A 12,256-nucleotide genomic window follows, 5' to 3' on the forward strand; every position below is an offset into this window, starting at 1 on the left:
CTCGCGAGCCTCTTCCACCGTCTCTGCTCAAGGATGACGGGTATGCCCCGCCGGAGCGTTCTCCACCATGTCCCGGCCGATGTTCCTCCGGTCTCTCACCACCCCGTCGTCATCCCGGAGGCCTCCGGTGGCGAACCTCCGAGCCGCCTCCGCGAGATCCCTCATCACTTCCTCCTTGGACTCGTAGCGCGAGCGCGGCAGGCACTTGAGGACGTTGATGACGTCGACGTCCGCGCCATTGTCCCCGGCGGCCCTCACGAGCTGCTCACGCCACACCGGATACTCCACGGCGTCCAGGTGGGTGGGGATCGACAGCGCCGGGTTCTCCGCCTGTCCGTAAGCCATCGTCTCTCTGCCTTTCTGCCCGGGTTTGCCATCCGGGCCCTTTCCTTGAACCTGGGGATGCTCCCTGCCTGCGACCACCCGGGGCGGCACGGCCCGCACCGCTCACAGGCCAGGCAGGCAACCGTCCCAGGGCCACTCCGAGGTAGATTGCTCGCCGCTGCCTCCTCCCCTGGAGACTCGATGCTCGCCACCTCCCTGCTCCTGGCCCAGCTCACGCTCGCCAGCACGCCTCCCACCCAAGCCCAACCCGCCACAGCGCCCGCTCCGGCTCCGACGGAGGCCACCGCTCCGGTGCCGGCCCCCGTGGCGGATGCCGCCAACATCTACGACTGGGATGACGCCTCCTTCGTGGCCCAGGCCGAGCAGGATTTGCAGTCGCTCCAGCGCTACGCCAACGGCCTGCGCGGACTGCAGGATCAGATCCAAAAGAACCTGGCGCTCTACAACCAGAAGCAGGACACCCCCTACACGCCCGAGCAGAAGCAGACGCTGCTGTCCACGTGGGCGGCCTTCTTCGACTACTTCGCCTCCACGGAGGTGATCCGCCAGCGCTACTGGGACTTCGTGAAGGTGCCGGCGCTCACCCAGCCGAAGAAGCACGCCTGGGGCTTCCTGCTCACGCACGGGGCGCTCACCACCATCCTCGCGCACGGGCTCACGTACGCGGAGCTCACCAACGGGCGCAAGCAGCTCGAGGTGCTCCTGGACGAGCCCTCGCCGGACTACGGCATCCCCGCGCGCGCCTTCGCCCGCTTCAAGGAGAAGGTCATCCACGTGGCCACCGCCACGCAGCTCTTCACCGGAGACACCTACCGCGAGCAGATCAAACCGGTGCTGTCCAAGTCGGGCGCGCTGAACTTCCAGCTGACGCCTTGGGTCCTCCAGGAGATGAAGCTCAACTCCAAGGTGGCCCGAGGCAAGCTGCTCAAGCGCGGTCCCTCGTACTTCACCACGGCGGCCAAGGACATCGTGACGGACACCACCGCGCGCGCCATCTTCCCCGTGCAGAAGTCCGTGGCCGAGTGGATGGGAGACACCAAGGTGCACCGCATCGGCAAGCCGCTCATCAGCCGCGAGCAGGTGGACCGCGTGATGGAGAAGATGGAGCCCGGGGACATCGTCGTGGTGCGGCAGAACTGGTACCTGTCCAACATCGGCCTGCCGGGCTTCTGGCCGCACGCCGAGCTGTACGTGGGCACACCGGACATGTGGAAGGCCTACTTCGACTCGGATGAGGAGGTGAAGGGCTGGCTGGCCACCCTGCCCGGCCAGCCGAAGACGCTGGGCGAGTACCTGGCGAGCACCTTCCCGGCCAAGTGGACCGAGTACACGGGCAAGGACTCGCACGGGGACGCCATCCGCGTCATCGAGGCCATCAGCGAGGGCGTGTCCTTCACCGGGCCGGAGCACGCCTTCCACGTGGACTACATGGGCGTCATGCGGCCGAGGCTCTCCAAGAAGGACAAGGCCCAGGCGATCGCCCGGGCATTCAAGTACCAGGGGCGACCTTATGACTTCGACTTCGACTTCTTCTCGGACTCGACGCTGGTGTGCACGGAGCTCGTGTACAAGTCCTACGCTCCCTCCACCGAGGTGAAGGGCCTGCGCGTCGAGCTGGTAAACGTGGCCGGCCGGCGCACCCTGCCCGCCAACGAGCTCGTCAAGCTGTTCGACCAGGAGTACGACAAGCCGGACCGGCAACTGGACTTCGTGGCGTTCCTGGACGGGCGCGAGGACAAGCAGGGTGCTATCGAGAGGGAGGCGCTCACCTTCCGGAAGAGCTACGAGCGGATGAAGTGGGACATCGCCCAGAAGTAGCCGGGCGCAGCGAGGCAGCTGGTATGAAGGAAGAGACAGCCCTGGAGATGCTGGAGCTTGCCCACCCGCTCTTCGAGCGGATGATTGCCCAGCAGCAGGCCAAGGTGATGCGGCTGGCCCGTGAGGCCGTGCCCAACATTGGCCCCGAGGATCTTCGCAATGCGCATGACTTCCCGGAACTCAAGGAACATCCGACGTTCGAGTACGAGGATGGCATCCTGGCAGGGCTCATCTCGGCGCAGATGGCCCTCCGGGCGGAAATCAAGGGCCGTCTCCCGGCCCGTCCCCCCCAGGCACCCTGACAGGCAGTCGCCTGCCTTTGCCGTTCGTCCTCGGGTGGGTTAGTCCTTGCTCGTGAACTTTCCCTCTGGATTCGGCTCCCCGCTCGCCCGGGAGCGGCTCGTGTCGGCGCTCGCCGCGGATCCGCCTCGACTGGATCTGGCGGCACTGGCGATTGCCACGCTGTCCAACCCCTCGCTGGACGCCCCCGCCTGTCTGCACACGCTGGATGCGCTGGCGGCCCGGGTGCAGGTGGAGGTGGAACGCCAGATGGAGGAGAACCCTTCGTTGGCGCGGCTGCAGGCGCTGAGGCATGTGCTGGCGGACATTGAAGGCTTCCGCGGCAACGAGCGGGAGTACTACTCGCCGGAGAACAGCTTCCTGGACCATGTGCTGGAGCACAAGGTGGGGCTGCCCATCACGCTCTCGGTGGTGTACCTGGAGGTGGCGCGGCGGGCGGGCATTCCGTTGTACGGGGTGGCCTTCCCAGGGCACTTCCTGGTGGCGTGCAACACCGGGGGGCACAAGCTGGTCATCGATCCGTTCCACAACGGGGACATCCTCACGGAGACGGGCTGCGAGGAGCTGCTCAAGCGGGTGGCGCCACAGCTGCGGTTCGATCCGGCGAAGCTGACGCCGGCGCCGGTGGAGCTCATCACCTACCGGATGCTGTCGAACCTCAAGCGGGTGTACCTGGAGCGCGAGGACGCGGAGCGGGCACTGGCGGTGGTGGATCTGCTGTTGATGCTAGCACCGGACCACCCGGGCGAGTTGCGCACGCGGGCGGTGCTGCTGACGAAGGTGGGAGCGTTCCGGGCGGGGCTCAAGGATGTGGAGCGGTGCCTGGAGTTGTCGCCGGAGGCTCCGGATCGCGAGCGGTTGGAGTTGATGGCGAAGGAGCTGCGCGAGCGGCTGGCGAACCTGAACTGAGCATGGAGGCGTTGTGTCCCAGTCCCCCCGTCCCTGGCCGCGGCTGCGCCGGGGGCTCGAGCTCGACTACCACATCTTGAAGGTGCGCACGGACGTGTACGCGGATCCGCGCACGCAGCACGAGTATCCGCGCGTGTTCATCGACACACCGGAGTGGTGCAACATCATCGCGGTGACGCCGGAGGATCAACTGGTGCTGATCCGGCAGTACCGGTTTGGCATTCAGGAGAACACGCTGGAGATTCCGGGCGGGCTGGTGGAGCGCGGGGAGGATCCGGCGCAGGCGGCGGCGCGGGAGCTGGAGGAGGAAACGGGCTACGTGGCGGGCCGGGTGGTGCCGCTGGGCTCGGTGCATCCGAATCCTGCGTTGCAGGGGAACCGGTGCCATTCGTTCCTCGCGCTGGACTGCGTGAAGCGGCACGAGGGACAGCAGGACCACGGTGAGGACATTGCCGTGGAGCTGTGGCCGCGCGCGGAGGTGCCGCGGTTGATTCTGGAGGGGAAGATCACCCACTCACTGGTGGTGGTGGCCTTCTTCCTGGAGCGGCTGCGGGCCGAGAGTGCCAGGTAGCGGGGAATCCTGCATGCTGGGCGCATGAGCGGAGCCTCCTCTGTGGTGCGCCTGGCGCTGGTGTTGAGCCTCGGCTTCGTGGCCGCCTGCGCCACAACTCGGGACAGTGCCGCCTCAGGGTCACAGGCTCGCGCGGTGAGCGTAAGCCCGCTGTCGGCAGGCCGCGTGCGGCTCTCCTTCGAGCCAGTGGTGCCCGATACACGCATGGAGGTGCTCAGCGTGGAGGAGGCACAGGCCGCGCTCACCGTCTTCCACTCGGCCGTGCTGGCAGACAGGCCTGAGATTCGAATCCTCCCACCGACGAAGCTCCGGCTGCTGGGCGAGGAGAGCGGCGGGGCATGGCAGCAATACTTGCGGGAGCAATTCCTCTCCCGCTTTGGCCGAGCGCTGCTGCCACTCCCTGAAGACCAGGAGCACAGCCGCCTCTACCAGGCCCTGAAGCTGTCCCCACGCTACATGGGGCAGGGCGTGCACGAAGCGGCCCGAGAGCTGTTCAGCTCGCCGGTGTTCCTGACCAGCGTAGTCCTCTCGGTGGCGGTGTACTTCGGCGCATGGCTGGTGCCCGAGCCCCTCTTCTCCAAGGCCTTCGCCGTCACGCTCACTGCGGCGCTCGCCATCACCGTGGGGATGATGGAGGTGGTGAATCTGGCTCTGGCCTGCCTGCGCCTCTACCGCGAATCCGAAGCCGCCAGGACGCCGCAGGAACTGGAGGCAGCCTCAGCGCACTTCGGCAAGGCCATGGGCGGTACGCTGCTGCGCGTGCTGGTGATGGTCGCCAGCATGGGCGTGGCCAAGACAGCCCCCACCCTGCCTCCAGGAGGACTGGGCGCTCTCATGGGAGAGCCCCTCTATGCCGTGGAGGGAGGATTGGCCGTGCAGGCTGCAGCCACGGCCCAGGTGGTGGCAGACGGCAGTCTCATTCTCAGTGGTGTGGCGACGGGAGAAGTGGCCTCACGCCTCTGCGGCGGCCTGGCCCTCTGCTCGACCATGAATGGCGGAAACGGGGGCTCGGGCAACAGCGCGAAACTCTCCACCCGGTATGGCCCTCCTCATACAGAGCAAAACCCGGCTCACAATGAAGCCATCGAGAAAGAACTCGCTGCCCGGGAGAAGGCTGGCCACACCCAGCTACGAAAGAACAAGACACAATTGAATGCTGCGGGACGAGCTCTCTACGAGCAAGAACCAGGGCACAGCCCCCAATCTCGCAGACCCGATGCGTCGTCGCTGAGGCCAGATGGAGTACGGCACAACACCAATTACGTCTCGAACCCACGAGATCTCACTCGCGAACTTGAGGCCTTCGAGGCCATGGTTCGGATGGACAAACGAGCCATCCACGAGTTGTACCTGATGGATGGCACGCTGCTCAGACGGTATGTACCGCCAGGCGTGAGCATTCCGTAGCAGCAAGGACCCGACGGAAGATGGCACACAAAATCGACGTGGCGAGGATCCGCGATGAACTGGTGCAGTCCTTCAGGTGGGGCGAAGAGGAGCGGGTCCGCTCCTTGATTCCACAGCTCGGCACGACCTCCCAACAGGTACGGGCTGAGCTGGAAGCCATGCTGGAAGCCCCGGATTCACTCGTTCGTCAGGCTGCCGCCTTTGGCCTGGGCGAGCTGGGAGGACCGGCTAGTCTCCGGCGACTGGATCAGCAGCTCGCTATCGAGGAAGCCCGAAACGACTACGACGGAGAGGCTGTCGTGGGGGATATCGTCCGAGCACTCGGACACCTCCAGGAGGAAGGAGCACGAACGAGCCTCGTTCGAAGGCTGGAGCGGTTGGCGACTCACAACGTGGAGCCCCCAGATATCTACGAGATTGCACATCCTCTCTGGAGAAAACGGCACCCGGATTTGATCGCTCCCGTTCGGAGGAGCCTCGAGCAACTCACGCTCCCAGCACCACACGGCCTGCATGGACTGCTCGTGCTGCTGGAGAATTCTCCGGACCAACTCAGTGCATGGGCCTGCGACTCGACAGTGCCTCTAGAGGAGAAAACAGAAACTCTCGCAGTACTCGCGGAGGATGTTCCTGACACGCTCGTGCCGACCCTTCCTGCGTTTATTTCCGCGGCAGAGCGCCTGAGCGCGCAGGAAGTGAGCCAGGACTCCAAGGTTGAGTCCTATTGTGAGTGTGTGCTGAGCCTGCTTCTCAGGGATCGGGAACGACTCCTCGCCACTCTCCCAGATGACGCTCGCGCAGCCTTACGCACAGTGGCCCAGAGGCTCATCCGCGCCACCTTCCCGAATCCATCCATCTCGGCTGCGATCGTATTGGGGTTGATTGGGCGCCACGAGGACGCGGCCTTTCTCGAAGCCCACAGCCCGGAATACCCGACCCTGGCCAAGGTCTTTCGTGACGCCGCGCAAACACTTCGCGACCGCCACTGAGAAAATCCCGTAGGCCCCAGGGTATTCTTTCCCCCATGAAGCTTGCTCTCCTGGGTGCCGGACGCATTGGCCAGATTCACGCCGCCAACATCCACCATCATCCTCGCGCGCGGCTCCATGCCGTCGTCGACGTCAACGCCGAGGCCGCGAAGTCTCTGGCCGATCGCTTCGGGGCGAAATCCTCCACCGATGCCGATGCCGTGCTCGCCGACCCCGCCGTGGAGGGCGTCTTCATCTGCACCTCCACCGACACCCATGTAGAGCTCATCCTCAAGGCCGCGAAGCGCAAGCTGCCCATCTTCTGCGAGAAGCCGATCGATCTCGATCTCGCCAAGGTGGATGCCTGCCTGGCCGAGGTCACCCGCACCGCCGTGCCGCTCGTGCTTGGCTTCAATCGCCGCTTTGACCCTCACTTCCGCGCCCTGCGTGACGCCGTCCGCCGCGGCGAGGCCGGGGATGTCGAGATCGTCAAGATCACCAGCCGCGACCCAGCGCCTCCGCCCGTCTCCTACATCCGCAACTCCGGCGGCATCTTCCGAGACATGATGATCCATGACCTCGACATGGCTCGCTTCCTCCTGGGCGAGGAGCCCGTCGAAGTCTTCGCCACAGGCTCCTGTCTGGTCGATCCCGCCATCGCCGAGGCCGGTGACATTGACACGGCCATGGTCATCCTCAAGACCCGCCGTGGAGCCCTCTGCCACATCGACAACAGCCGCCGAGCCGCTTACGGCTATGACCAGCGGATCGAAGTCTTCGGCTCGAAGGGCATGCTCCAGGCCGCCAACCCGCTGCCCACCACCGTCACCCGTTACACCGGTGAGGCCGTGCGCTCCGACAAGCCGTACCACTTCTTCCTCGACCGCTACCCCGAGGCCTACCGCGCGGAACTCGAACACTTCCTCGAGGTCGCCTCCGGACGCACGGAGCCACTCGTCACAGGCCGCGATGGCCGGGCCGCGCTCGTCCTGGCGGACGCCGCGCTCCAGTCCCTCAAGCAAGGCAAGCCCGTCCCGATTCCGCAGTGAGCGGGCACCACGGCCTCGCAGGGCCTGAGCGCTTCACCGTTCAGGCGAGCATCCGGTCCCGAACCCACTCCGCCAGTTGCTGGTACCCACCCAGGAACTGCCTCAGCGTGTGGACCGAGGCCCCGTACCCCGTGAACTCCTCGGGGCGCAGTCCCTCCTCGTCATAGGCCCGTCGAAAGTCCGGCAGCTTCCGGTGGAGCGCATCGACAATCACCGACGCCACGGGCTCGGTCAGCGTCCTGCTCGGCGTTAAATCCGAGCCGTTGAACTGCTTCCACCACCCATAGGGGATGCTCTGGATCGCTCCCGGGCCGATGAGCTCCGACCAGTGCAGGTGATGGCGATAGGCAGCCGCGAGCAGCGTGCTCCTGAACTTCCGCTGCACGAAGAGCTGGTGCGCCTTCTTGAACACCGCGATCCCCGCCCAGTTCAGATACCCCGGATCGATCAGCACGGAGTCCCGCTCCGCCACCCGCTTCATGTGGTCATCCACGCGCCCCACCATGATCGTCACGTAGGGATGGAGCCGCTCCCGGGGAGCACCCGCTCGAAGCGCCCGCTCCAGTCCCCGTTCGACCGCCTCCGCCGTGGCGAGCACCTGCGACACGGTGAAGCTTACCGTGGCGTTGATGTTGATGCCTCGGGCCGTGAGCTCCTCCATCGCGGCGATGCCCTCCTTCGTCGAGGGACATTTGATGGCGATGTTGGGCGCGAGCGCCGCGAGCGCCAGCCCGTGCTCGATCATCCGCTCCGTCGAGCGGTAGAGCTTCGGGCTCACCTGCACACAGAGGTAGCCCTGCCGGCCTTTCGTTGCCTCGTGGATGGGAGCCAGCAAGGCAGCCGCTTCCTTCGCCACGGCCTCGATGAGCCTCCAGGCCGCATCGTCCTCGGTGTCTCCAGGGTGTTCGCGCAACAGCCGGTCGAGCACTGGCAACCACCGAGCCTTGTCGCCACTCACGGCGGCGCCGACGATGACCGGGTTCGAAGTGGCGCCCACCGCGCCGTTCTCGATGGCCTCCGCCAGTTCCTGGGGGGCGCAGGAGTCGTTCCAGAACTCGGTCCCCAGCGCGACGGTCTCCAGCATCCGGGATGCGTTCACGGCTCCTCCTTTCACGAGTGGGTCCGAAGAGGGGAATCCGTCCCCCTGTCGTGCGCGGTCTGTCCGAACCTGTCTGCTAGTCCTACAGGTTTGGCGCAAGCCGGCGCCCAAGCCCCCCTTCGGTGGGGGCAACATCCTGGGAACCGGACTCAGACGCCCGCGGTCTCTCGGATGTAGCGACGGCCTCGGATCGCGTACTCGAGAGGGTTGGCCTTCGCGGGATCCTGCTCGGCCTCGACGATCCACCAGCCCGAGTAGCCCAACCTGGCCAGGTGCTCGAAAATGGGCTTGTAGTCGATGCCCCCATCTCCCGGCACGGTGAAGGCCCCCGCGCGCACGGCAGCCTCGAAGCTGAGCCGCTTCGCCCGAACCTCCTCCACCACCGCCGGGCGGATGTTCTTCAGGTGCACGTGCACCACGCGTGGCCCATGGGCTCTCAGCACCGCGAACGGATCCGAGCCCGCGAACGCCAGGTGCCCCGTGTCGAGCAGCAGCGAGAGCACCTTTGTCCGCTCCATCAGCCGATCCACATCCCGCTGGTCCTGGATCACCGTGCCCATGTGAGGGTGATAGGCCACCTTCATCCCCTCGGCGGCAGCCCGCTCCGCCAGCCGGTCGAGCCCCTCGTACACGCGCGTCCAGGCACTCGAATCGAGCAACTCCATCCCCGACGCGAACCGCAGAGGCTTCGAACCATCCGAGTGGATGGCATGGGTGCACTCGGCGACGATCACCACGCGGCTACCCGCGGCCCGGAGCCGAGCCACATGCGCATCGAAAGACTTCTCCTCGTCGGCATAGGAACGAGAGGCCAGGAAGGTGCTGTGCCACCCGGAGGCCAGCTTCAGCCCATATTTCCCAAGTAGCGTGCGAACCGAGTCGCCGTCCTGAGGGAACCGATGGCCGAGCTCGGTGCCCACGTAGCCGGCCTGCTGCATCTCGCTCAGGCACTGCTCCAGCGTGATGGACGCGCCGAGATCCCGGAAGTCATCGTTGCACCAGTTGATGGGCTGGGAGCCCACCTCCACCGCGAGGCCTTGGGGCATGGCTCTTCCTCTCCAAGCGCTGCATCAGTAATGGAACCGCTGCTTCTTCTTGGCTTCCTCGTACGCCTGCCGCTTCTCCTGCACCGAGGAGGAGGGACTCACCTCGGCGATGGGCACGTCCCACCAGGAAGTCCCGGGCAGGCCCGCGCTGGACTCCAGAGGGATGTAGATGAGGCAGCTCGTCGGCGTAGCCCTGGCATCGCGCAGCGCCCGGGAGAGATCCGCCGCCGTCTTCGCGGTGAAGGTCCGGGCCCCCAGACTCTGAGCGTTCTGCACGAAGTCGACGGCCAGAGGTTCACCCTCCAGGCGCCCTCCCCGCCTCGAACGAAACTCATTGCCGAAGCCCCGGCTCCCCGAGCCCCGCTGCAGGTTGTGGATGCACTGGTAGCCGTGGTTGTCGAGCAGGACGAGGGTGATCTTCGCCCCCTCCTGGATGGACGTCAGCAGCTCCTGGCTCAGCATGAGGTAGCTGCCGTCGCCCAGCAGCGCGTACACCTCGCGCTCGGGATGCGCGAGCTTGACGCCCAGAGCACCCGCGACCTCATAGCCCATGCACGAGTAGCCGTATTCAGAGTGGTAGTCGTCCGCTTCCTTCGAGCGCCAGAGCTTGTGGATGTCTCCGGGGATACCACCCGCCGCGTGCACGATGGTGGAGCCCGGCCCCGCCTCGTCATTGAGGACGCGGATGACCTCTGCCTGAGTGAGCCGGCCGTCCGGAGAGCGCGTCAGCTCCTCGCAGGTCTTCGCCCACTCCTCGCGAGCCTTGACAATCTCGGCGCCGTAGCTCGCCGGGACACGCCAACCCTCCAACACCTTCCCCAGTTCCTCGAGCACCAGCCGCGCATCCGCCACGAGCGGCACCGCCCCATGCTTGGCGGCATCGAACGCGTTGACGTTGATGGCGATGAAGCGCACGCCCTCCGCCTGGAACTGGGTCTTCGAGGCCGTCGTGAAGTCCGACAGGCGGGTACCCACCGTAAGGACGACATCCGCCTCCCGAGCGATGCGGTTGGCAGCACCCGTCCCCGTGACCCCCACGGCCCCGAGACACGCCCCATGGGCATCCGGCAGAGCCCCCATGCCCGCCTGGGAAACACCCACCGGAATGCCAGTCGCATCGCAGAAGCGGCGCAGGGCCTCCTCCGCCGCGGCGTAGTGAACCCCACCGCCCGCGACGATGAACGGACGCCGAGCCCGCCGCAGCAGCGCCGCCGCCTCCTCGATGCGCTCCCGGGCACACGGTCGGCGCTCGACGAGGTGGACCCGCTCCTGAAGGAACGACACCGGGCAATCGAAGGCCTCCGATTGCACATCCTGAGGCAGACACAGCGTCACCGCGCCAGTCTCCGCAGGATCCGCGAGTACCCGCATGGCCTCGGGCAGCGCATGGAAGATCTGCTCGGGGCGCTGAATGCGATCCCAGTACCGGGACACCGGCCGGAAGCAGTCATTGACGCTCACATCCATGGACTGCGGAAACTCGAGCTGCTGCAACACCGGCTGAGGCACCCGGTTGGCGAAGATGTCTCCGGGCAACAGCAGCACGGGCAGCCGGTTGATGGTGGCCGTGGCCGCTCCGGTGACCATGTTGGTGGCCCCCGGCCCGATGGAGCTCGTGCACGCAAACGTCGACAGCCGCCGCCGGGACTTCGCATAGGCGATGGCCGAGTGGACCATGGCCTGCTCGTTCTTCGGCTGGAAGTACGGCAGCCCCTCGTACTCCTCGAGCGCCTGACCGATCCCCGTCACGTTGCCGTGCCCGAAGATGCCGAAGACACCTCGGAAGAAGCGGTGCACCTCGCCATCCCTCGAGACGCGCTGCGCCTCCAGGAACCGGACCACCGCCTGCGCCAGCGTCATGCGAACGGTCTGGGCCATGTCAGCGCTCCCCCACGGTGCCCGGCTTCCACCCTTGCTGCTGGGCGTCGAGCACCCATCGGTGCTCCTCGGTGAACTCGAACCCGCGATAGAGGTTGTTCGGCTGGTGCCGCACCACCCACAGGTAATACATGCCGTACCCCGGCGCGGAGACCTGCGGGTGATCCACTCCCCCAAGAATCTTCACCGTGTCGTACTGCTTCACCTTGTACACGTCGTCGCCGAGTTCCGCGTGGCCGTAGCCCTGCGGCAGCGTGAAGCGGTAGTGGTACAGCTCCGTCTGCGCGTGGTGGTGCGGCGGATAGCTCGACCAACGGCCGGGATAGTTGATCACCTCGCCGACGACGAACGCCCCCTCGGGACGGTTGTTCGCATCGAAGGCCAGGCGCACCGTGCGCACCGCGGCCCCCTGCACGAGCCCCTTGCCCCGCAGCTCATCCTGGATATCGGCAGGAAAGAAGATGCGTGGAGCGAACGCCCGGGGATTCGTCGCGGACACCACGACCCACTCCAGCTCCTGGCTCGTGGCCTCGATACGGACCCGAGCACCGGCCGGCACGTGGACCACCGTGGGTGCCTCCTCAAAAAGCGAAGCCCGCGCCACGGAAGCCCGAGCCCCTTCCAGCTCCACCTCCGCCTGCCCCGAGAACAGGACCCAGGCCGTCTCCTTGGTGGTGCTCTCCTGGATGTGCTCGCCGCGCACCATCCGGTGGATGCCCAGATCGAGCCCCGTATCCAGCTCGACCTCCCCCTCTCGCGTCACCCAGGTCAGCCCCCGAGGGAATCCCCCTCGGTGCCGGGTGATGAGGGCCGCACTCGGGTGGGTGCTGACGGCCATGGCTCCTCCTCCGCGGGTCGAGCGCTCC

Annotated in this window: 12 protein-coding genes; 7 read left to right on the forward strand and 5 right to left on the reverse strand. The window is 66.3% G+C overall.

The window, feature by feature from the left end:
• Window positions 1-27: 27 nt before the first annotated feature.
• Window positions 28-345, reverse strand: a complete 318-nt coding sequence (locus KY501_RS50790) for a DUF2795 domain-containing protein (RefSeq protein ID WP_224372818.1) — start codon at window positions 343-345, stop codon at window positions 28-30.
• Between the two features lie 180 nt (window positions 346-525).
• Between KY501_RS50790 and KY501_RS50795 the strand changes: the two genes are divergently transcribed.
• The 7 genes from KY501_RS50795 to iolG are packed head-to-tail and all read left to right on the forward strand — an operon-like array spanning window position 526 to window position 7,367.
• Window positions 526-2,163, forward strand: a complete 1,638-nt coding sequence (locus KY501_RS50795) for a YiiX/YebB-like N1pC/P60 family cysteine hydrolase (RefSeq protein WP_224372819.1) — start codon at window positions 526-528, stop codon at window positions 2,161-2,163.
• Window positions 2,164-2,186: 23 nt separating this feature from the next.
• Window positions 2,187-2,465: a hypothetical protein gene (locus KY501_RS50800; protein WP_224372820.1), complete on the forward strand. Its 279-nt coding sequence runs from the start codon at window positions 2,187-2,189 to the stop codon at window positions 2,463-2,465.
• 52 nt (window positions 2,466-2,517) lie between these two features.
• The gene (locus tag KY501_RS50805; RefSeq protein WP_224372821.1) at window positions 2,518-3,372 is read left to right on the forward strand and encodes a SirB1 family protein; all 855 of its coding nucleotides are present in this window, start codon (window positions 2,518-2,520) and stop codon (window positions 3,370-3,372) included.
• Between the two features lie 13 nt (window positions 3,373-3,385).
• On the forward strand, window positions 3,386-3,943 hold the full coding sequence (locus KY501_RS50810; protein ID WP_224372822.1) for an NUDIX hydrolase: 558 nt from the start codon (window positions 3,386-3,388) through the stop codon (window positions 3,941-3,943).
• A 24-nt stretch (window positions 3,944-3,967) separates the two neighbouring features.
• Window positions 3,968-5,350, forward strand: a complete 1,383-nt coding sequence (locus tag KY501_RS50815; protein WP_224372823.1) for a hypothetical protein — start codon at window positions 3,968-3,970, stop codon at window positions 5,348-5,350.
• Window positions 5,351-5,370: 20 nt separating this feature from the next.
• Window positions 5,371-6,339, forward strand: a complete 969-nt coding sequence (locus KY501_RS50820; RefSeq protein WP_224372824.1) for a hypothetical protein — start codon at window positions 5,371-5,373, stop codon at window positions 6,337-6,339.
• 35 nt (window positions 6,340-6,374) lie between these two features.
• Window positions 6,375-7,367, forward strand: a complete 993-nt coding sequence (gene iolG / locus KY501_RS50825; protein WP_224372825.1) for an inositol 2-dehydrogenase — start codon at window positions 6,375-6,377, stop codon at window positions 7,365-7,367.
• Window positions 7,368-7,407: 40 nt separating this feature from the next.
• On the opposite strand, the gene KY501_RS50830 is transcribed toward iolG, so the two are convergent.
• From KY501_RS50830 to KY501_RS50845, 4 genes are all read right to left on the reverse strand, one after another.
• Complete coding sequence (locus KY501_RS50830) at window positions 7,408-8,466, reverse strand: transaldolase family protein (protein ID WP_224372826.1); 1,059 nt, start codon at window positions 8,464-8,466, stop codon at window positions 7,408-7,410.
• Window positions 8,467-8,615: 149 nt separating this feature from the next.
• Window positions 8,616-9,512: a myo-inosose-2 dehydratase gene (gene iolE / locus KY501_RS50835; protein WP_224372827.1), complete on the reverse strand. Its 897-nt coding sequence runs from the start codon at window positions 9,510-9,512 to the stop codon at window positions 8,616-8,618.
• A gap of 24 nt (window positions 9,513-9,536) precedes the next feature.
• Window positions 9,537-11,390 (reverse strand): 3D-(3,5/4)-trihydroxycyclohexane-1,2-dione acylhydrolase (decyclizing), encoded by a 1,854-nt coding sequence (iolD, locus tag KY501_RS50840; protein WP_224372828.1) that lies wholly within the window; start codon window positions 11,388-11,390, stop codon window positions 9,537-9,539.
• A gap of 1 nt (window position 11,391) precedes the next feature.
• Window positions 11,392-12,228, reverse strand: a complete 837-nt coding sequence (locus KY501_RS50845; protein ID WP_224372829.1) for a 5-deoxy-glucuronate isomerase — start codon at window positions 12,226-12,228, stop codon at window positions 11,392-11,394.
• Between the last annotated feature and the right edge of the window lie 28 nt (window positions 12,229-12,256).

Origin of the sequence: Hyalangium versicolor (genome assembly GCF_020103695.1) — a bacterium.
Lineage (GTDB): Bacteria > Myxococcota > Myxococcia > Myxococcales > Myxococcaceae > Hyalangium > Hyalangium versicolor.